The 19,655-nt window shown below is 66.2% G+C and carries 23 protein-coding genes; 8 read left to right on the top strand and 15 right to left on the bottom strand.

The window, feature by feature from the left end; genetic code table 11:
* Window positions 1–145 precede the first annotated feature (145 nt).
* Window positions 146–2,158 (top strand): chloride channel protein, encoded by a 2,013-nt coding sequence (locus AC5Y4H_RS11375; protein WP_499981500.1) that lies wholly within the window; start codon window positions 146–148, stop codon window positions 2,156–2,158.
* Here AC5Y4H_RS11375 and AC5Y4H_RS11370 read toward each other — a convergent pair.
* Both AC5Y4H_RS11370 and AC5Y4H_RS11365 read right to left on the bottom strand, forming a co-directional pair.
* A complete protein-coding gene (locus AC5Y4H_RS11370; RefSeq protein WP_065029347.1) occupies window positions 2,155–2,703 on the bottom strand; it encodes a Dps family protein in 549 nt (182 codons plus the stop codon). The two genes, AC5Y4H_RS11375 and AC5Y4H_RS11370, sit on opposite strands and share 4 nt — an antisense overlap.
* A gap of 89 nt (window positions 2,704–2,792) precedes the next feature.
* Window positions 2,793–3,704, bottom strand: coding sequence for a DNA-3-methyladenine glycosylase family protein (locus AC5Y4H_RS11365; RefSeq protein ID WP_499981496.1), 912 nt, complete (start codon window positions 3,702–3,704; stop codon window positions 2,793–2,795).
* Between the two features lie 63 nt (window positions 3,705–3,767).
* Here AC5Y4H_RS11365 and AC5Y4H_RS11360 point away from each other — a divergent pair, with 63 nt between their 5' ends.
* Window positions 3,768–4,166: a nuclear transport factor 2 family protein gene (locus tag AC5Y4H_RS11360; RefSeq protein ID WP_499981494.1), complete on the top strand. Its 399-nt coding sequence runs from the start codon at window positions 3,768–3,770 to the stop codon at window positions 4,164–4,166.
* On the opposite strand, the gene AC5Y4H_RS11355 is transcribed toward AC5Y4H_RS11360, so the two are convergent.
* The 4 genes from AC5Y4H_RS11355 to AC5Y4H_RS11340 form a co-directional block, all read right to left on the bottom strand.
* The gene (locus tag AC5Y4H_RS11355) at window positions 4,160–4,540 is read right to left on the bottom strand and encodes a DUF427 domain-containing protein (RefSeq protein ID WP_499981493.1); all 381 of its coding nucleotides are present in this window, start codon (window positions 4,538–4,540) and stop codon (window positions 4,160–4,162) included. The two genes, AC5Y4H_RS11360 and AC5Y4H_RS11355, sit on opposite strands and share 7 nt — an antisense overlap.
* A 31-nt stretch (window positions 4,541–4,571) precedes the next feature.
* Window positions 4,572–5,384 (bottom strand): class I SAM-dependent methyltransferase, encoded by an 813-nt coding sequence (locus AC5Y4H_RS11350; RefSeq protein ID WP_499981619.1) that lies wholly within the window; start codon window positions 5,382–5,384, stop codon window positions 4,572–4,574.
* Window positions 5,385–5,495: 111 nt separating this feature from the next.
* A complete protein-coding gene (locus AC5Y4H_RS11345) occupies window positions 5,496–6,512 on the bottom strand; it encodes an NAD-dependent epimerase/dehydratase family protein (RefSeq protein WP_499981492.1) in 1,017 nt (338 codons plus the stop codon).
* Entirely contained in the window at window positions 6,509–7,015 is a 507-nt protein-coding gene (locus AC5Y4H_RS11340) for a nuclear transport factor 2 family protein (RefSeq protein ID WP_499981491.1), read from the bottom strand. Before AC5Y4H_RS11340 ends, AC5Y4H_RS11345 begins: the two co-directional genes overlap by 4 nt.
* Window positions 7,016–7,103: 88 nt before the next feature.
* Here AC5Y4H_RS11340 and msrA point away from each other — a divergent pair, with 88 nt between their 5' ends.
* Entirely contained in the window at window positions 7,104–7,616 is a 513-nt protein-coding gene (gene msrA, locus AC5Y4H_RS11335; protein ID WP_499981490.1) for a peptide-methionine (S)-S-oxide reductase MsrA, read from the top strand.
* Between the two features lie 35 nt (window positions 7,617–7,651).
* Here the strand turns inward: msrA and AC5Y4H_RS11330 are convergent, their stop codons facing one another.
* Entirely contained in the window at window positions 7,652–8,971 is a 1,320-nt protein-coding gene (locus tag AC5Y4H_RS11330; protein WP_499981488.1) for a cytochrome P450, read from the bottom strand.
* 144 nt (window positions 8,972–9,115) lie between these two features.
* On the opposite strand from AC5Y4H_RS11330, the gene AC5Y4H_RS11325 reads away from it, so the two are divergent.
* On the top strand, window positions 9,116–9,733 hold the full coding sequence (locus tag AC5Y4H_RS11325; RefSeq protein WP_499981617.1) for a TetR/AcrR family transcriptional regulator: 618 nt from the start codon (window positions 9,116–9,118) through the stop codon (window positions 9,731–9,733).
* Window positions 9,734–9,842: 109 nt separating this feature from the next.
* Window positions 9,843–10,055, top strand: coding sequence for a TOBE domain-containing protein (locus tag AC5Y4H_RS11320; protein ID WP_499981486.1), 213 nt, complete (start codon window positions 9,843–9,845; stop codon window positions 10,053–10,055).
* A gap of 18 nt (window positions 10,056–10,073) precedes the next feature.
* Here the strand turns inward: AC5Y4H_RS11320 and AC5Y4H_RS11315 are convergent, their stop codons facing one another.
* Window positions 10,074–10,970, bottom strand: coding sequence for an alpha/beta fold hydrolase (locus AC5Y4H_RS11315; RefSeq protein ID WP_499981484.1), 897 nt, complete (start codon window positions 10,968–10,970; stop codon window positions 10,074–10,076).
* Window positions 10,971–10,999: 29 nt separating this feature from the next.
* Entirely contained in the window at window positions 11,000–12,229 is a 1,230-nt protein-coding gene (locus AC5Y4H_RS11310) for a sulfotransferase family protein (RefSeq protein WP_499981481.1), read from the bottom strand.
* Between the two features lie 28 nt (window positions 12,230–12,257).
* On the opposite strand from AC5Y4H_RS11310, the gene AC5Y4H_RS11305 reads away from it, so the two are divergent.
* On the top strand, window positions 12,258–12,833 hold the full coding sequence (locus tag AC5Y4H_RS11305) for a TetR/AcrR family transcriptional regulator (RefSeq protein WP_499981479.1): 576 nt from the start codon (window positions 12,258–12,260) through the stop codon (window positions 12,831–12,833).
* On the top strand, window positions 12,830–13,933 hold the full coding sequence (locus tag AC5Y4H_RS11300; RefSeq protein ID WP_499981478.1) for a DUF1214 domain-containing protein: 1,104 nt from the start codon (window positions 12,830–12,832) through the stop codon (window positions 13,931–13,933). The genes AC5Y4H_RS11305 and AC5Y4H_RS11300 overlap by 4 nt, the downstream gene beginning before the upstream one ends.
* A 1-nt stretch (window position 13,934) precedes the next feature.
* On the opposite strand, the gene AC5Y4H_RS11295 is transcribed toward AC5Y4H_RS11300, so the two are convergent.
* Genes AC5Y4H_RS11295 through AC5Y4H_RS11280 form a run of 4 tightly spaced genes read right to left on the bottom strand, consistent with a single transcriptional unit; the run spans window position 13,935 to window position 17,816 of the window.
* Window positions 13,935–14,987 carry an LLM class flavin-dependent oxidoreductase gene (locus tag AC5Y4H_RS11295; RefSeq protein ID WP_499981477.1) on the bottom strand — a complete coding sequence of 351 codons (1,053 nt, stop codon included), beginning with the start codon at window positions 14,985–14,987 and terminating at the stop codon, window positions 13,935–13,937.
* Complete coding sequence (locus tag AC5Y4H_RS11290; protein WP_499981474.1) at window positions 14,987–15,511, bottom strand: SRPBCC family protein; 525 nt, start codon at window positions 15,509–15,511, stop codon at window positions 14,987–14,989. Before AC5Y4H_RS11290 ends, AC5Y4H_RS11295 begins: the two co-directional genes overlap by 1 nt.
* A 44-nt stretch (window positions 15,512–15,555) precedes the next feature.
* Window positions 15,556–16,671 (bottom strand): fatty acid desaturase family protein, encoded by a 1,116-nt coding sequence (locus AC5Y4H_RS11285; RefSeq protein ID WP_499981472.1) that lies wholly within the window; start codon window positions 16,669–16,671, stop codon window positions 15,556–15,558.
* A gap of 41 nt (window positions 16,672–16,712) precedes the next feature.
* Window positions 16,713–17,816 carry a ferredoxin reductase gene (locus AC5Y4H_RS11280; RefSeq protein WP_499981471.1) on the bottom strand — a complete coding sequence of 368 codons (1,104 nt, stop codon included), beginning with the start codon at window positions 17,814–17,816 and terminating at the stop codon, window positions 16,713–16,715.
* A gap of 43 nt (window positions 17,817–17,859) precedes the next feature.
* Here AC5Y4H_RS11280 and AC5Y4H_RS11275 point away from each other — a divergent pair, with 43 nt between their 5' ends.
* Window positions 17,860–18,561: a TetR family transcriptional regulator gene (locus tag AC5Y4H_RS11275; protein ID WP_499981469.1), complete on the top strand. Its 702-nt coding sequence runs from the start codon at window positions 17,860–17,862 to the stop codon at window positions 18,559–18,561.
* Window positions 18,562–18,595: 34 nt separating this feature from the next.
* Here the strand turns inward: AC5Y4H_RS11275 and AC5Y4H_RS11270 are convergent, their stop codons facing one another.
* On the bottom strand, window positions 18,596–18,949 hold the full coding sequence (locus AC5Y4H_RS11270) for a hypothetical protein (protein ID WP_499981468.1): 354 nt from the start codon (window positions 18,947–18,949) through the stop codon (window positions 18,596–18,598).
* 62 nt (window positions 18,950–19,011) lie between these two features.
* On the bottom strand, window positions 19,012–19,617 hold the full coding sequence (locus tag AC5Y4H_RS11265; RefSeq protein ID WP_499981466.1) for a GNAT family N-acetyltransferase: 606 nt from the start codon (window positions 19,615–19,617) through the stop codon (window positions 19,012–19,014).
* Window positions 19,618–19,655 lie beyond the last annotated feature (38 nt).

Here is a 19,655-nt window from a genome sequence, read left to right as displayed (position 1 = left end):
GGCGTCGCTGCCGACATGCGGGCGATAGTTTGAGAGGGCAATATTTGCTGAGACAAAAAGCTCTAGCTAGTGCGGCTTCTGAGATGTTCGATGGTCCTGGCTTCGGGCAACAAAGGAGAAGGCCGCAGCGGAGGGGTGACCGGGGATGGAGCAGGACAGAGCGGCCGCTGACCCGGTTCGGACCTGGCGGATGGCGTCCGGTTCCGTCGGATGGGTCGCCAGGTGGCTGCGCGCGAACCGGCTCGGATTGTTTTGCGTGGCGATTGCGGTAGGGGTGGGCGCCGGGCTCGGTGCCGTGGCATTTCGCTACCTCATCTTCGGCTTCACCTGGCTGGCGACCGGCCGCGACGAGTTCGGCCAACAGGGGTGGGCGGCCAGCGATCACCTACCGTGGCTGGGGGTCGGCTTTTACGCGGTCATCCCCGTCGTCGGCGGGTTGTTGTACGGGCCGCTGATCAACCGGTTTGCGCGAGAGGCGCGCGGCCATGGCGTACCAGAAGTCATGATCGCGGTCGCGGAGAACGGCGGCCGAATTCGGCCTCAGGTAACGGTGGTAAAGGCGTTGGCCTCGGCGGTGTGCATCGGCACCGGCGGCTCCGTCGGGCGCGAAGGACCGATCGTGCAGATTGGCGCGGCGCTGGCGTCAAGCTTCGGTCAGTGGGTTCGGATGCCGGAGAACCGGCTGCGGGTACTGGTGGCCTGCGGCGCCGCCGGCGGCATCTCGGCAACGTTCAACGCCCCGATCACCGGGGTTTTCTTCGCCGTCGAACTGATCCTGCGCGAACTCTCCGTCGAAGCGATCTTCACCATCATGCTTTCGGCGATGGTGGCCGACGTCATCGCCCGTGTGTTCTTCGGCTCCGACCCGTTCCTCACCCAGCTCCCGCAAGGTATCGAGCTGAATCACATCGCCAACTACCTGCTGATCGCGGTGCTTGCCGCGGTCGCCGGCCTGATTGGGATCGTCTTCAAGAATCTCCTGTACAAGACCGAGGACCTGTGTGACCGGGTATGGGGCAACCGCCCGAACTGGGCGCGGCCGGCGGTCGGAGGAATCGTGCTCGGCTTATTGCTGCTCGCCGTCCCCCAGCTCTACGGGGTTGGCTATCCGGTGATGTACGCCGCCTTCGCCGGCCATTACGCACTGTGGTTCCTGGTGATCCTCGCCGCCGGCAAAATGCTGGCCTGCAGCCTGACCATCGGGATCGGCGGCTCTGGCGGTGTATTCGCTCCCTCTCTGTTCATCGGAGCCACATCGGGGATGGCTTTCGGCCTGGTCATGCAGCACGTCATAGGTACCGCGATCGGCCATCCGGCGCTCTACGCGATCGTGGGGATGGCGGCGGTGTTCGCTTCGGCCGCGCGGGCCCCGCTTACGGCGCTGGCCAGCACGGTCGAGATGACCGGCGACTTCACCCTGACCTTGCCGGTCATGCTGGCCGTTGCTGTCGGCACGACCGTGTCGCGCGGGCTCTCCTACGGCACCATCTACACCACCAAACTCTTACGCCGGGGCATCGACATCGACCGGCCCACCCCCACCCACGCGTTTGCCGACCTCACGGTTGCGGACGCCATGCACCCGTTCACCACACCGCTTGACCTCACCGAGCCCGCAAGTGCCGCCGCGCCAGACCGCACGACACTGCTCGGGCCCGTGACCCGGATCCGGGAACCGCAGGCACTTTTCGCGAACGACAGCCTCGCTCAGGCCTTGCGTCAGCTCGTTCTCTACGGTCGCGACGGCCTACCGGTGATCGACACCGACGCCCGGCACGTTCAGGGTTGGCTGACCAACCAGAACGTGCTGCGCGCGGTCGGCGCACACTTCACCAACGTCGAACCCGACCGCAACGGTAACCGCCGAGGCGTGGAGGTATCCGGCCCGAAAGAGCCGGACACCGAACATGATCCGCGTAGTGAACTCGACGGCTACTGCATCGTCGAGCACACTCTGGCTTCGGATTCGGCTGCAGTCGGCCGCAACCTCGATGAGCTGGAGTGGCCGTCTGGCCACCTGCCGGTTTCCGTCGTACACCACCGCCGTCTGGTTGATGCCCGGCCCGCGGTGCGGCTCGCGGCGGGAGATCGCATCAACGTTCTGGTGCCCAAGAATGGCGGAGTCGGGCCGAAGCCACCGTTCCCAGCACGACCTTAGGATTTGCCACGCGCGCTGCTGGCGGCGTCCTTCTCGGTGCTCTTGCCCTTGTGTGCCAGCTCGCCGCCGGCGCTTTCCAGGTGCGCCCGGACGAACCATTGGAACTTCTCCAGCTGCCCCGCCTGGCCGATCAGCAGGTCTTGGGTCACCTGGTCGAGTTCGTCTGTCTCCTCGATGTATTGGCGGATGTCCTCGATGACGCCGGTGTAGACGAGGTCCAGCGCAGCCAAGTGCGCCTGGACTGTGTCGCGGCCAACCGAGTAGTCGTCCCACGAGCGATCCTTGATGATGGCGCCGGGCGTGCCTTGCGGCGAAGCACCAAGGGCCGCAATGCGTTCGGCAACATCGTCGGCAAATCCGCGGACGGCGTCCACCTGCGGGTCGATCATCTCGTGCACGCCGATGAAATTGGGGCCAACCACGTTCCAGTGAATGTGCTTCAGCGTCAGATGGAGATCGTTGTAGGTGCTCAGTTGCTTTTGCAGCAGCTCGGTGAGCCGCGCTGCCTGCTTGTCGGTCAATCCCGGAATTGTGAACTGAGTCATCGCTTTTTTCCTGGCTTCCTTCCGTGAGGTTCACACACGCTTGCTTGCCCCGTTGGGTACCCGATGGTCAAGCTGAAAAACGCGGCGGATCAAAGCGAGTGGATTTGCTGCACGGGCAGTCGCGGGCCGCGGCGGGGCTCGTGGGCCAGTCCGCTGGCGTAGAGCAGCGCAACCACGCGCTGGCGGTGGGGCCGCATCGGCTCGAGCAGTTCGAGCATGCCCGCGTCGTCGACGGGCCGGCCCAGCAATGTCAAGCCGATCATTTTGGGAATGTGGTAGTCGCCCACCGACACGGCGTCGGCGTCGCCGAAGGCACGTTGCGCGGTCTCCGCGGCGGTCCATTCCCCCACCCCGGGCAACGACATCAGCGCTTCACGCGCCGGCAGCGTCGGCCGCGACACCAGCCGTTCCAGCGACGAGGCCCGTCGCGCACAGGTCACCACGGTCTGCGCCCGCCGCGGGTCGACGTTGGCGCGATGAAACTCCCACGACGGGATGCTCCGCCACACCTCGGCAGGCGGCATGACGCGCATCCCATCCGGCGCGGGGCCCGGCGCCGGCGTCCCGTATTTCGACACCAGCACCCGCCAGGAGCGAAACGCGTCGGCGCCGGGCACCCGCTGCTCGATGATCGCGGGAATCAGGGCCTCCAGCACGAGCCCGGTGCGGCCCAGGCGCAGGTGTGGAACCCGTGCGTATGCGGCGGCCACCGTCGGATGACGGGGCACGAAATCCGTGTCGTCGTCCTCGAAACCCAGCATGCCGGGCACTATTTCGATGAACTCCTGCGCGCCGCTGCCCCACGCCGCAACGTGCGCGGCATTGGGCCCGACACGGCTGATCCGGGCCGTGACGGGTCCGCTGGGCAGCAGACTGGTGCGCCAGATCGAGCCGTCACCGGGAGTCCGAAAGCATGGATCCCCGAGCCCGCGGCGAAGGGGCGCCAACGTGTGACCGAAGCTGACCGCTCCGGGAAACACGACCGTGCGCGCGGTCTGCACCTGATGATTCTCCGACTGCTCTGATTGACCGTGAACTGTGTCCCAAGTCAATATTGCGTTGTGATGACGCCGTTCGATGACCCGCAGGGCGAGCTGGCCTGGATGTTCCTGCAGAGCACCAGTGACGGCGGCGATCTCGACGAGGGCTTCTCCCTGCTCAGTGACGACTTCACCTACTGGACGCTCTACACGCGCACCCCGTGCGACAAGAAGGTACTGCGGCAGTCGATCGAGCGGCGCAAACAAGTCCTCGAACTGACCATCGATCTGGTGCGCTGCGTCAACGAGGGAGAGACCGTTGTCGTGGAGGCGCAGGCCACCGGCACCACGTCCGACGGCGTCGAGTACGACAGCCCGTTCGTCTGCATCTTCGACACCCGCGACGGCCTGATCGCCTCGATGCGCGTGTACAGCGACACCCGTGCGGTGGCCACCGCGCTTCCCGGATGGCTGCCCTACTGAGCCGAAACGCTGATGTCGGCCTTGTTGGGGTAGAACGCGACATGCCCGGCAATCTTTTCGACCGCCGGATACGGCTGCTCGTATGTCCAGATCACGTCGTCGACGGTGTCGCCGGCCGAGGTGGTCACGCTGTAATAGCTGGCGTCGCCCTTGAAGGGGCAATAGGTGCTGGTGTCGGTCCGCGTGAGCCGATCCTGCACCACATCGGCGATCGGAATGTATTGCACCGCAGGCAAAGTGGCTTCGCGTAATTCCAGCGCCGCGGTGGTGTCGGCGACCAGCTCGCCGTTGACGCGCACCTGCACCCGTCCCTTGGTCGGCTCGATGGTGATCGGGTGCCCCGCGCTGGGTTCTTTGATTTCCGGGTGGGCCATGATGGTTCCTCCTTAAACGCTCTTCGATGGTTCAACACGCGTCCTCGGTCAAGGCTTCCCGCCGGGCCGGACCGAATGCGTAGCGGTGATACTGCGACATGTTCGCCGCCGCCGGAACCTGCGACATGACCTTGGCCAGGGCTCGCGATGAGCGGGGCAACTGCGCGAAGGTGCTCGACTCAAACCATCGTTCCCAGGCCACCAGGCGCACCGCCGGTACGGCGGCGATGATGTCGTCGGGCCCGTTGATCGCCCAGCGCAGCGTGGATCCGGACCGTCGCACCACTGTGTTGAGCCACTGCGACTTGATCCCGAGCCAATTGAACACGTCGAACTGGAGCTCACCCGAACCGAACCGGGCGACCACGCGGCGCAGTAGCGCGGTGCCGTCCTGCTCGGTGAGGTACATGGTCAACCCCTCCGCGATCATCAGGGTGGGACGGTCGGCGGGAATTTCCGCCAGCCATGCCGGGTCCGTGACCGACGCGGCGACGACGTGATAGTGATCGTGGCTCGGGTATAGCTGGGTCCGCAGCGCAGCGACCTCGGGGTAGTCGACGTCGTACCATTCCACGTCCGGGCCGGGCCGCAAGCGGAAAAATCGGCTGTCCAGCCCGCAGCCCAGATGGAGTACGACCGAATGTGGTTGCGCGGCAAGGAATTTGCGCGTCCACCGGTCGAAGTGCGCTGACCGGGTAGTCACCGACGGCGCTCGGCGCGGGGTGATGGTCGTCTTCTTCCAGTCGTAGTCGATCCGATCGACGATCTCCTTCGCGAACCGATCGCCCAGGACCGGTTTCGCGAAGTCGGCGTCCAGCGCCTTCGCGTACAGGGTCGCCAGCATGGTCTGGGGCGCGCCGCTGAGATCGACCGGCACTCGCGCGGTAGTCACACCGCGAGGCTAGTCCCGCACCAAGCACCCGCGCCGCGTCCTGAACGGCGGTCGGCGTGGTGTTCAGCCCGCAGTCGTGCTCCTACCTTTGGCATCACGCATCGCGACCCAGAACCGGGCGGCCTCGCGGATGGATTCCTCGACCGGGCGCGGGTGCCAGCCCAATTCACGGACGGCCTTGCCGTGGTCGACGGGTGCCTCCGCGCGCATCATGCGCACCGACGCGAGGCTGAGTTCGGCATCCTTGCCGGTGAACCGGGCCCGCAGGTCACCCAGCGCGCCGAGCGCATACAGCATCGGAACGGAGATGGCGCGCCGCGGCGCGGGCACGCCGGCCTCGTCGGCCGATATCCGGACCACATCTTTCAGCGCGATCATCCGCTCGGAGATCAGGTACCGTTCGCCGATGCGCCCGCGTTCGGAGGCCAGGATCATGGCCCGGGCCGCGTCGTCGACGCCGACGGCTTCCAGCGCAATGCCCTCCATCGTGAAGGGCAGTTTGCCGAAGACCGCGCCGGCGATGAACGCACCGTGCGGCGTGCGGCCCCAGTCGCCGCTGCCGTATGTCGTCGACACACACATCGCCACCGCGGGCAGCCCGGCGTCGGCCACGTAGCGCATCACCAGGTTCTCGGCCTGAACCCGGGACTGGACGTAGGGAGTCAGCCCTCGCGAGCCGATCACATCGTCTTCGGTCGCCACGCGGCCGTACTTGCGCCCGACCGTTGTGTAGGTGCTGGTGAAAATGAACCTGCGCAGGGGATGCGTGACCGCCACATCGAGAACGTTGCGCAGCCCTTCGACGTTGGTGCGAAACAGCGGCGAGGTATCGCGTAGCCAGGCGCGGGTGTCGACGACGCAGTAGTAGACGTCGTCGACGCCGTCCACCGCGTCCCGCAGCACGGCGGTATCGAACACGTCGCCGTGAAACCGGGTGAGCTCGAGGTCGTCGATGGACCGGGTGTTGGCGCCCTCGCGCACCATCGCCCGCACCTCATGGCCGTCGGCCGCCAGCTGGCGGGTGACGTGTGAACCGAGAAAGCCGTTGGCCCCGATGACGAGTTTGGGCTTGGTGCTCACTGGGCGGCTCCGTACTGCTCCATGAACTGCGCGGCGGCCTCGTCGAGGGTGCCGAGCTCCTGCGCCTTGCGACACCACTTCAACGTGGCCTGCACGAAGCGCAGCGGGTTGTAGATGTCTTCCTGCTGACGCCACAGTCCGTCACCGGCGTAGGTGATGATCGAGATGTTCGTCGCTCCGATGACCGTTCCGTCGCCGGGATCGCGCATCGGGTTGTCGAGTTCCATGATGATGCGCCCGGTCGCTTCGTCGATCACCGACCACAGCGACGGGAACGCAACCATGTGGCTGCCCGGAAAGCTGCCCATCGTCCGGCTGATCCACTCGCGGACCTCATCGCGGCCGCGCATCGTGCCCGCCGCATGTTCGATGTATAGGACGTCGGGTGTGTAGTGCTGGACCCACGCGTCCCAGTCCTGCGATCGCGCCGCCGCATCGACGGTCGCTTCGAATTTTTCGAACGCCGCGGCCAGTTCGCTACGGGAGAACATGGGCGTGCTCATGATTTCGCGGCACCGTTGCAGCTCATCGGCGGAGTGTAGCCTGGCTTTTATTCGTGCCCGAGTGCTGGCCGGTTATGGAGGACGAAGGATGACCAACCAGAAAGCGATTCTCGCCGGCGGCTGCTTTTGGGGGATGCAGGAACTGATCCGCAAGCAGCCGGGCGTGGTATCGACCCGGGTGGGATACACCGGCGGTGACGTCCCCAATGCGACCTACCGCAATCACGGCACACACGCCGAGGCCATCGAGATCATGTACGACCCGGCGGTCACCGACTACCGCACGGTGCTGGAGTTCTTCTTCCAAATCCACGATCCGACAACGAAAGACCGGCAGGGCAACGACCGGGGACTCAGCTACCGGTCGGCCATCTTCTATCTTGACGAGGACCAGAAGCGGATCGCGCTGGACACCATCGCGGATGTCGAGGCGTCCGGGCTGTGGCCCGGCAAGGTGGTGACGGAGGTCAGCCCGGCCGGCGAGTTCTGGGAAGCAGAGCCCGAACACCAGGATTACTTGCAGCACTATCCCAGCGGATACACCTGCCACTTCATCCGCCCGGGCTGGAAGCTGCCCCGGCGGGCGACCGCGGACCAATAGCGACGCCGCTCCGCCCGGCGCCGTAAGCGGCGAGTTCAGCGCGGGCGCACCACAATCCGGCCGCCGTCCTTCGGGGTGAACGCGACCCCGCGGCCGTGCCACCGCTCGTCGGGTGCATCTGTCGTCTCAATGGTCAAGTGGCGCAGCACCGTTCGAAGAACTACGTCCATCTCCATGTTGGCGAACGCCGCCCCCACACAGCGGCGGGTCCCGCCACCGAACGGGATCCACGACAACGCCGCCGGCTTGGTCCCGATGAAGCGCTGGGGGTCGAAGCGGTCCGGATCGGGGAACACGTCGGGGTTGCAGTGAATTTGCCCGATCCCGACGATGATCGAATCGCCACGCGGAATCACCCACTCACCGAGCTGGAAGGTCTCGGGGTAGACGTGGCGGCCGGCGAGGTCGATCACCGTCCTGGCCCGCTGGACCTCCAGGATCGTGGCCTGACGCAGCTCGCTGCCGCCGTTGTCGGCCTCTTCGACGAGCGCCCGCAACAGGTCGGGGTGCCGGCTGATCCGCTCGAACGCCCAGCCCAGCGTCGACGCGGTGGTTTCATGCCCGGCCGCCAGCAGGGTGAGCAGCTCGTCGCCAATGTCCTTGCGCGACATGGCCGAACCGTCTTCGTACGTGGTGCGCAGCAGCATCGCCAGGACGTCGGTCCGCTGGGCGAACTGCGCATCGGCCCGCTCGTCGTCGATCAACTTGTCGATGACCTTGTCGTACCGGCGTCGCCATTCGGCCAGCCGCCCCCACGGGCTGTACCGGCCGAATTGGCGTTTGGGCATCGGCACCGAAGCCAGTCGCGATCCCAAGGTGACCCACGGGGGAATGAGCCGGCGCAGCTCGTCGAGTTCGGCGCCTTCCGCGCCGAAAACCGCGCGCAGGATGGCGTTCAGCGTGATCCGCATCATCGGCGGCAGCGTCGGGAAAGGGCTGCCTTGCGGCCAGTCGGCGATTTCGCGCAGCGTCTCTTCTTCGATGATGCTTTCGTACTTCTTCATGCTCTTGCCGTGGAACGGCGGCGCCAACAGCCGACGCCGTTGACGATGTTGTTCGCCCTCGAGCGCGAAGACGGAGCCGGTGCCGAACAGCCTGCTCAGATTGGGCTGGATGTTGCCGAGCTCGTCGGGACTGGTCGTGAAGATCTGTTTCGCCAACTGCGGGTCACCGACGGCGATGACGCGCCCGTACATCGGCAGGTTGAGCGTGAACACATCGCCGTGCCGGCGTGCCAGCCGTTGGATCATCCAGCGTCGCGACATCGCGAATCCAAGGCCCTGAAGCACCTTGGGTATCCGGACCGCCGGGGGCAGGTTGACGGCGGCCGGCGGGGCGGCGACTTGGTGGCTCATGACGATGGCGTCTCCCAACATCTGCCCCGTCACGGGGGCTGGTACGGCGATGTACCGCAGCGTGTTCCTCGTACGGTACTCTGAAGTACCAAACCTGACAAGGTGCCGCACTCAGCGAAAGGGGCCACCCGCGTGACACCAGCGGTGACAGCGCCTGCCGCTGATGCGGTCGCGAGCGACGCACCCGCCGAGCCGGATCCGTTCCGGCAACGGCTGCTCGACGGTCTGGCCACCTCGATCACCGAACGCGGCTACCGCGCCAGCACGGTCGCCGATGTGGTCCGCCACGCCCGCACGTCCAAGCGCACGTTCTACGACCACTTCGCCGGGAAGGAAGAGTGCTTCCTCGAGCTGCTGGCCGTCGACATCGAGAAACTGGGCGCGAAGATCACGGCATCCGTCGATCCCGAGGCCGATTGGCACGTGCAGATCCGCCAGGCGGTCGAGGCCTACGTCGGATATATCGAGGCCCGGCCGGCGATCACGTTGAGCTGGATCCGTGAATTGCCCTCGCTGGGGGCGGCCGCTCGGCCGGTCCAGCGGCGCGGGCTGCAGTTGTTGACCAGCCTGCTGATCGGCCTCAGCGCCAGCCCGGGGTTCCGGCGCGCAAAGCTGCCGCCGTTGACCGCGCCATTGGCCGTGATCCTGCTGGGCGGCCTGCGCGAGCTGACCGCACTTGCGGTCGAAGACGGAAAGCCGGTCCGAGAAATCGTGGAGCCGGCCGTGGATGCATCCGTAGCCCTACTCGGCCCGCGGCACTAGGCTCGTCCGGCCCCGCCGTAAACGAAGGCGTGACAAGCCATTCCGGCCGTGGTCCGGGGCGGCTAAGCTCACCGCAGACCCCGCCCGTTCTGACATGGAGGATCTTGCGATGCGGCTCTCGACCCGAAACCAGCTCAAGGGCACCATCACCGAGGTCGAACTCGGCACCGTGATGGCCGTCGTGAAGGTCACGCTTGACGGCGGCGATCAGGTGGTCACGTCGTCGGTCACCAAGGACGCGGCGACCGAGCTCGGACTCAAGGTCGGTCAGCCGGCGACCGTGTTCATCAAGTCGACAGAAGTCACCATCGGCGTCGACTAACGTCACGCCGAAATGCGCTCACCTGGCTGACTTTTCGGCGAGAAAGACGCGGACCCGGTCCAGGACCAGATCGGGCCGCTGGTCAACAATCCAATGGCCGGCGCCGTCCACCAGCTCGACCTCGAAATCATTGATGTGGTCGGCATACCCGTCGGTGAGGTCGGGGGTGATCACCGGATCTTTGGTGCCTGTCAGCCAGCGGACCGGGACGTCGACGCGAGCGTCGTTGTATTGGCCACGCATCCATTTGCGCATCTCTTTGGTTTGGAAGCTGCGATACCAGCGTGAGCCGGCCTCCGCGTGGCCGGGCTGTTGCATACACTCGATGTACATCCGGATGTCATCTTCGGGCAGGGTGTAACCACCACCGACCCATGACCCGAGCATCCGGACGAACCGCGAGTCGGGATCGCTGATCACCCGCGGCCCGACGACGGGCAGCAAAATCGGGATCTGATACCAGAACCGCCAGATGTTGCGCAGTGTCGCCAGGCCCGGCTTCACCCACGGCGCAACGGTATTCACCCCGAAAAACCCGGTCACTTTCTCTGGATGACGCAGCATCATGATGAACGCCACCGGCCCACCCCAGTCGTGGGCCACCAGCTTCACCGTCGCGACACCCAACCGATCCAGGACCCCGGCCAGATCGTCGGCCATCTCGTCCTTGGTGTAGCTGGAGCGCGGGGCCGAACTCCAGCCCGAGCCGCGCAGGTCCGGACACAACACGCGGTAGCCGTCGGCGGCCAGCGGCCCGATCAGCCGGTGCCATTCCCACCAGTTCTGCGGGAAGCCGTGCACCAGCATGACCGCCGGCCCGCTCGCGGGCCCGGCGTCCGCGACGTGGATCGTCACGCCGCTCCCCAGGTCGACGTACCTGTGTTCGACACCGTCCAGCGCGGGCATAGAGACCATGAGTTGAGAACGTAGTGGCTCGGAAACGCTTAGGCCAGAAATCGCGCGACATACGGCGCGAAGCGCTCGCGCAGGTCGCCCTCGCTCAGCCCGAACATCTCGTAGGACGTTTCGACATTGCCCAGTCGCCCGCGCCGGTGGCCCGCGAGGTAGTCGCCGACGGCCGCGCGTGCCTCGTCGGTGAATGGTTCGCCGGCCAGGGCGTATACCCGCTGCGCCACACCGAGTTCGTCGCCCATGAAGTCGTCGAAACGGACGTCGATCGAGCGGTCAGGCCCGATGGTGTCGCGGTCGCGGATCAGCGCGGTGAGCATCTGATCGAGGCGGTCGATCCAGGAGTTGGCAATCTGCTCCACCGGCACCGGCGAGCGATGCATGCGGGCGGAGTAGGTGATCATCGCGATCATCGACAGCGCCACCGGTACGGGATCACGGTGGGTGAACACCACGATGCTATCGGGAAATACCCGATCCAGGACGGGCACCTGCTCGAGATGCTGGGGCGACTTCAGTAGCCAGCGCCGCCCGCCGCGCAGATGCTGCATCGCCCGGAGTTGGGTGGCCAGGTATTCGTAGTGCGGCGTCTGGTCGTGAGCCTGGTAGTAATCACGCCAGCGGGGCACGTCGGCGAGCGTCTCCAGCAACATCGTGGACACGTCATTGGCCAACAACTGGATCTCTTCGTGGACATGGTCGGTGGTCATTTCGTGCATGAGCGCGAAATGCGGCATCACCATGTTGATCACGCCGACGGCGACATCCATCCGGGTTCGCCGCGGATCCGGCTCGACGCCAACCTCATTCGGCATCGGGAACGGCTCGTTGCTTTCCCAGTACGGCATGGTGCGAAAGGTGGGCGGCGCGGCCAGCATGTTGTGCAGGTGGGTGGTGCCGGTGCGGGGCAGCCCGGCAATGACGACGGGCGAGCGCAGTTCGATGTCGTTGATCTCGGGATGGCGGCCCAGCAGGTCGGTCAACAACAACCGGTTCTTGAGCACTTGCAGCAGCTGACCATAAAAATTCACCACCCCGGCGTCGTGCAGGCCATCGATCTCGCGCAGCGCGGCGAGGTAGACCTCGAGGCGCTCCCGATAATCGTCCGGCCCGAAATCGTGCAGCCCGGTGTCGGCGCTGGCCCTGGTGTGCAGCGCGCCGGCATCCAACGGGCACTCCGGCGCCATCGTGGCCATCATGTCCAGAATCTGTTGGCCCTCGACGCTGAACCGGGGGGAGGCGAGGTCATCAAGGCGGACGTTCACGGCGACTTATGTTACTCTGAGTTTCGTAATGGTAGTAGATTTTGGTCGACCCCGTGATCCCCGGATCGACGCCGCGGTGCTCAGCGCGACGGTCGAACTGCTGGCCGAAACCGGTTACCAGGGTCTGTTGGTCTCCGCCATCGCCGAACGCGCGGGCACCAGCAAGCCCGCCATTTATCGCCGCTGGCCCAGCAAGGCACACCTGGTCCACGAGGCGGTGTTCCCGCTCGGCGCCGGCACCGCCATTCCCGAGCGCGGGCCGGCTCCCGATGGTCTGCGCGAAATGGTCCGCCGCACTACGGCTTTCCTCAACACGCCGGCCGCCAGGGCGGCGCTACCAGGTCTGATCGGTGAGATGGCCGCGGATCCGGCGCTGCATGCGGCACTGCTGGAGCGGTTCGCCGGCGTCATCGGCGGTGGCCTCGCCGACTGGCTGGCGCACGCCGCGGCGCGCCGCGAGGTGCGGCCGGACGTGACCGCCGCCGAACTGGCCGAGACCATCGCCGGCATCACGCTGGTCGCCCTGCTCACCCGCGCCGCCGAACTCGACGATGCGTGGGTCGATCGCACCACCAGGTTGCTCCTGAAAGGAATCAGCGCATGACGCACCAGTCGACGGACGCGTGGCAGGAACTGCTGAAAACGCTTGGCGAACTGGGTCACTCGTTTCTCGAGGGTGATCGTGCCGTCAGCGACGACCGGCACGTCGCCGACGGCTACCGCATGCTCGCCGCCACCCTGGGCGTCGCCCTGGACAGCTATCTGTTCCCCGAACCGGGCCGGCCGCAGTTCGTCGCGGTGAACACTCCGTTTCGCCGCGACCGCCGCTGGGGCGGGGACAACACCGACGCCTACTACTTCATCTGCCCGGTCGATCCCGCCCGCCGGTACCGCATCAGCGGGAATAAGGGTGACAGCGTGTACTTTTCGGTGACGGCCTACAACGAGCCGACACCGGGCGCCTGGTCGGATCGGGTCGTCGCGATCGTCCGCGACACCGATCTCGACATCGACGCCGAGGGCAACTTCAGCTTTGACTTTCCCGCCACGCCCGACGCGGCCGTCCTCATGACCCGCGACTATCAGGCCGATCCCCTGACCGGCCGTCCGGTGACGTGGCACATCGAGGCACTCGACGAGCCCGACCCGATCCGGCACGGCGACGCCGAGACCGCGGCGAGCCTGCGCGCCGCCGCGACCTGGTTGCGGACCATGTTCGCCATCGTGCCGTTGGCGGTGGGCAACCGAGTCGACGACCAGCACGGGCTGGGGCACGAAACCGCCCATGCCGCCAACGCTTTCGCCGATCCCTATCAGGTGCCCGACGCCAACTTCGGCTGGTCGGCGCGCGACGCCTGCTACTCCTACGGCAGTTTCGTGCTCGACGAGGACGAGGCGCTGGTCATCACGCACCGGCCCCCGTCATGCAGGTTCTGGAACCTGGTGGTGTGGAACCAGTTCATGGCAACCTTCGGCGCGCAGGATGCCCGGTGTTCCCTCAACGGCCACAGCGCCGTCGTCAACGGCGACGGCTCCGTGACGGTCGTCTTGTCCAACGGCAAGACGACACACCCGAATTCGCTTACCACGCTGGGCTACCCGCGCGGCAACCTGGCTTTTCGGTGGTTCCTCGCCGACGGCGTACCGCCGCGGCCCGAGGTGAAACTCGTCAAGGCGGCCGACGCCCCCACCACGGTGAGCTGACTCAGCCGAGCTCTCGGACCAGCTCGATCGCCCGGCCCAACGTCTCCAACTTGGCGTCCAGGGTGTCGCCCGCGGGATACAGCCGCACGGTGTTCACGCCGGCGTCGCGCCAAACCGCAAACCGCGCCGAGACCATCCGCTCGGTCCCGATCAGCGTGGTGGCCAGGACCATCTCGTCGGTCACCAAGGTGGCCGCGCCGTCCCGGTCGCCGCGCTGCCAGCGCTGCCGCACCTCCGCGGCAACGTCTGCCCAACCCTGCCGGCTATAGGCCCGGTTGTAGAAATTCGTGCTCGACGATCCCATGCCGCCGAGGCTGAAGGCCAGCTCTTTTTTGCGGCCCGCGACCATGCCGCGCAACTCGTCTTCGTCTGCGGCGAAAGCGACTTCGGCGCCCTGGCAGATGTCGATATCCGCGCGAGTGCGGTTCGCGGCCGCCAGCCCCTCGTCGAGGTGGGAGAAGTAGGCGCCGCCGGCGCCCTCGGGAACGAAGCTGGTGCCCAGCCAGCCGTCGGCGACGCGTCCGGTCAATCGCAGCATCGCCGGTGACAGGGCGGCCAGGTACACCGGGATGGCGTGCTCGGCGCGGTTCGACAAGCGCATCGGCACCGCCTCACCGCCGGGCCGCGGAATTTCGAAAGCCTCTCCGGCGTAGGAGATCTTCCCGCCGGCGAATACCTGCCGCACGATGTCGATCGTTTCGGACATGCGTGCCAGCGGTCGGCTGAACGAGACACCGTGCAGACCCTCGATCACCTGGGGCCCCGAGGCGCCCAGACCGAGCAGAAACCGCCCGTCCGACAGATTGGACAGCGTGATGGCGGTCTGGGCGAGCATGACTGGTGACCGCGTGCCGACCTGAAGCACGCCGGAACCCAGCAGCATCCGCTCGGTGCGCGCCGCCAGGTAGCCCAGCGCCGACGGCGCGTCCGCGCCCCACGCCTCGGCCACCCAGCAGACATCCAGGCCAAGCTTCTCCGCCTCGACGACCAACGCCCTGGTTTCGGCGAGCTCGCTGCCGGAACCGGACAGCTCGACCGTCGTGGCCGTCCGCATCAATGCACTCCGCGTTCGGCCAACCGTTTGATGGCCGCCAGGGTTTTTTCGATCGCGCCCTCGAATTCGCGCAACCGCACGAACACAATCTTTTGTTCCTTGTCGGGCATCGACTCGATGGCCACCGACAGGCCCGAGCGTCCTGGCCCCATCTGCATCCAGTAGGTCAGGATAGTGCCGCCGTCGCGGGGCGCCAGCCGGAATCGCCACATAGCCGCGGGGTCGTCGGGTTCGCCGACCGCCCAGGCGAATTCGTGCGGTTGGTCGCAGGCGACGATGTGCGAGGTGCTTTGCCACTGCCCAAACGCGTCATGCTCGTTGTGGCCGATGAACCGGGCGCCGACCCGCGGGCCCTGCGATCCCTCGGCCCATTCCACGGCCTTCAGTTCGTTGCTGAACGCCGGCATCAGCGCGATGTCGGAGACCAGGCCCCAGACCCGGGCAGGGTCGGCGTCGATCCACGTAGAAGCTTCCACTGTCGGGGTGTCCGCATAGCGCGCGCCGGTCCATTCCACGGACCTCATTGTGCCCCTGTCCCGGCGGGAGGCAATGCCCGCACCGCGTGGATTTACGCGGCGACCGGCTCGCGCTGGGGCGACTTCTCGGCGCCGGCTTTCTGCACCCACGAGTCGGGGAAGGTCAGCCGGACGATCTTGCGGACGACGGTGCCGAACTGGCGCAGCAACGGACCGCGGTTGTACGGGATGCCGTAGCGTTCGCAGATCTCCTGCACCTCGGGCGCGATGTCCGAGTAGCGGCGGGCCGGCATGTCGGGGAACAGGTGGTGCTCGATCTGGTGCGACAGGTTGCCGGACAGCAGGTGAAAGATCTTGCCGCCGGTCAGGTTTGCCGAGCCGAGGATCTGGCGGAAATACCACATGCCGCGTGATTCGTCCTTGGTCTCCTCGACGGTGAATTCCTGTGTCCCGTCCGGGAAGTGGCCACAGAAGATGATCATGTACGACCACACGTTGCGCATCAGGTTGGCCGTCAGATTGCCGGTGAAGACAAATGGCGCGAAGGGCCCGGCCAGCAGCGGGAAGGCCACGTAGTCCTTGAGGGTCTGCCGACGGGTCTTCTTCCAGATGGCCCGAAGGACCTCGCGCTTGTCCTCGAGCCGGATCTCACCGGAGCGAATGCGCTCGGTTTCCAGCTCGTGCAGGGCGACGCCGTACTGGAACAACACCATCAGCAGAAACGCGTAGATCGGGTTGCCGATGAAGTACGGCTGCCAAGGCTGATCTTCGCTCATCCGCAGAATTCCGTAGCCGATGTCGCGGTCCATCCCCACGATGTTGGTGTGGGTGTGGTGCATGTAGTTATGCGAGTGCCGCCATTGATCGGCGGGACATGCTGTGTCCCACTCGAAGGTGCGACCGGAGATCGCCGGGTCACGCATCCAGTCGTATTGGCCATGCATGATGTTGTGGCCGATTTCCATGTTGTCCAGAATCTTCGACAGGCCCAGCATCGTGGTGCCCGCCAGCCATGCCGGCGGCAGGAATCCGGCGAACAGCAGCGCCCGGCCCCCGACTTCCAGCGCGCGCTGCGCCTTGATGACGCGGCGGATGTAGTCGGCGTCCTGTTCGCCGAGTTCCGCCATCACGCGTTCCTTGATGGCGTCGAGTTCACGGCCGAATGCGTCGGCCTGTTCGCGGGTCAGGGTGATCTTGTCATTCGACATTGCTTGTCCTCCAAGCGATTTATGATCTGTGATGGCCATTTCTACAGCGATAGGTCCACGTCACCGACCGGAACGGACACGCAGATCTGCACGTCCTCATCGGGAGCGGTCGAGACCGCGCCGGTGACCAGGTTGCGCACGGTGCCGGTCGTTTTGCGGCGCGTGCAGGTGTGGCAGATGCCCATCCGGCATCCACTCTCGGGAGACAGGCCCGCCGATTCGGCCTGCTCCAACAGCGACCGCCCGTCGTCGACGACGTCAACGCGGCTGTCGGAGAACGTGACTCGCCCGCCCGATGGGTTCGCCGGCACATCCAAGGCAGGCGGCACGAAGCTTTCGGTGTAGACGTTGTCGCAGTGCGATTGGACGGCCTCGACCAAAGCGGCCGGGCCGCAGACGAATACCGCATCAGGTGACGGCATCGCAGCGGACAAGTGCTCCGCGCCGAAACGTCCGACGAGGTCGCCTCCGTCGGATCGCGTGTAACCGTGCAGCACCCGCACGGCGGGCATCGAGTCCAGCTCATCGCGGTAGCAGGCCTCGGCCGGCGTACGGGCGTAGTGAACGAAGGCGATTTCGCCGGCATGCCCGTTGGCGACCAGCGTCCGCAGCATCGACATCACGGGAGTAATGCCGCTTCCACCGGAGACGAAGAGGATTCGCTGCGGGCGTTGCGCTCCCGGCGCCGGCAACGTGAAGTCGCCGCCGGTGCCGGTCAGACCGACCACCATGCCGCGGTGGGCGTGTTCGTACAGGTAGTTCGAGACCAGGCCGCCCTCGTGCCGGCCGACGGTCAATTCGAGGGTGGTCGCGCCTTCGGCGTTGGCGGGCGAATAGCAGCGGGTGTGCCGGCGGCCGTCGATCTCGACGGAGAGGTTGACGTACTGACCGGCTTTGAGGGTGTGGGTGGCCAGGAAGGTGTCGTTGGGGGTCAGGGTGAGGGTGACGCTGCGTGGCGTGGTGCGGCGCGCGTCGGTCACCTTTGCGCGGGCTTCGCCCCGGGTCCAGGTCGGCGCCACCAACTCGGTGTAACGGTCGACGCCATGCGGACCGGTCAGCAGGTCTAAGAACTCCGAACCCAACACGCGCTGCCGAAGGGTCCGCGCGAGGACTCGGCCAGAAGCTTGAGCGGTTTGAGTGAACATATGTACACCGTGCAGTCGCGACTGCGGGAGAGTCAAGGGTTTAATGCCTGGCTGTGGTAGGGTTCACACAGTGAACAGCCGTACTCCTAGCTCACGCGGGCGCGGCTCTGGGCGCGAGCGCTCGCGCGAAAGCCAGTCGCGGGAGGAGCGCAAGGAGGCGACTCGTCGGGCCATCATCGCCGCGGCCCTCAAGCTGTTGCAGGACCGCAGCTTTTCCAGCCTGAGTCTGCGCGAGGTGACCCGCGAGGTCGGGATCGTCCCGGCGGCGTTCTACCGGCATTTCGAATCGATGGAGGCCCTGGGCCTGGTCCTGATCGACGAATCGTTCCGCAGCCTGCGCGACACCCTCCGCGATGCGCGCGCCGGCAAGCTCGACCCTAACCGGGTGATCGAGTCCTCCGTCGAAATCCTGGTCGCCAGCGTCGCCGACAGGCGCGAACACTGGCGGCTCATCGGCCGGGAACGCAACAGCGGCCTGTCGGTGCTGCGGTACGCCATCCGCACCGAAATTCGGCTGATCACGTCCGAACTGGCCACCGACCTGGCGCGATTCCCCGGGCTGAACAAGTGGACCACCGAGGATCTCAATGTGCTGGCCACCCTGTTCGTCAACGCCATGATCGTGATCGCCGAGGCCATCGAGGATTCGCAGAGCACTGAGGCGATCGAGGACATCCGCCGGCTTGCCGTCAAGCAGTTGAGGATGATCGCGACGGGCATCGCCGGTTGGCGAAGCACGCCCTGACGGCATCGGTTGCAGTAAACAGCCGAGCACTGACTTACTCGTCGACGACGTCGTACAGCGAGTCGCCGTCCTCCGGAGTGCCGTCGATCTGGCCCCGGTGAGCGCGCCGGGGTTGGTCGTCGACCGGCTCGATGGCGTCGGGGACGTCGGGCTCCTCGGCCGCCAGCCGGGCATCGAGCGACTCGCCCTCGCGTTCTTCCCTGGCCGTCATGCCGAACTTGTTGGCTTCGCTCCAGCTTTCGGGGGGATCGACGACGATGTCGCCGTCGTCATTGCGCAATTCGTCGGAGTCGGTGCCCTCGCTCGGGTTCAAGGTGTCGCCCGGGCCGCCCTCCTCGGGGAAGTCGGCGGGATGCACTTGTTCGTCGGCTCCGGAGTTATCGCTCATGCCAAAACGGTTGCCCGCGCTTTCGGGACGTTAAACGCGGGCGAGGGGCCGTTTAGTAGCCGTTACCGCGGCGGGCGCCACATGGCCCATAGGCTCGGGCCACCGTCCGGCAGCACGATCTCCCGCGTGACCCTGAAGCCGAATCGCTCGTAATAGGGCACGTTTTCGGGCTTGCTCGACTCGAGATAGGCAGGGCAGTATTCCGCGTCGCAGCGGTCCAGCCGCGACCTCATCAACGCCTGACCGAATCCCGTGCCGCGGACCGCCGGATCACTGCCGATCACAGCCAGATACCAGTGCGGTTCCTCGGGGTGCAGGCTCTTCATCAATTCCTGTATCGCGCGTCCGCGCATCGAACGCAGGCCGAACACCCGGATGAAGGTCGGCGTCATCGCCAGCTGCCCACCGGTTGTCTCCCGCCACTGGTTGGGCGGATCCCACAGCGCCGCCGCGCCGATGCCCGCGTCCGTGCGGGCCACCTCCACGCCCCCGCGTGCCAGGTGATGGTGGCGCGTCATCGTCGCGAACAATCGGGAGAGCTGCCCGGTCCGCTTGTCCTGATCGGGAATCAGCCAGATCATCACCGGGTCGTCGTAGAACGCGCGCGCCAGCGTGCGCGAAAGCTCGCGGACATCGGCCTTAACCGCCGGTCGGACCTGCGGGGTCATCGGCATCAGGCTAGTGCGTGTGAGTCCCGGCGGGACGG

The organism is Mycobacterium sp. NGS58 (genome assembly GCF_059812385.1).
Note: the sequence above shows the minus strand (reverse complement) of the source record. Positions and strands in the feature narration are given on the sequence as shown.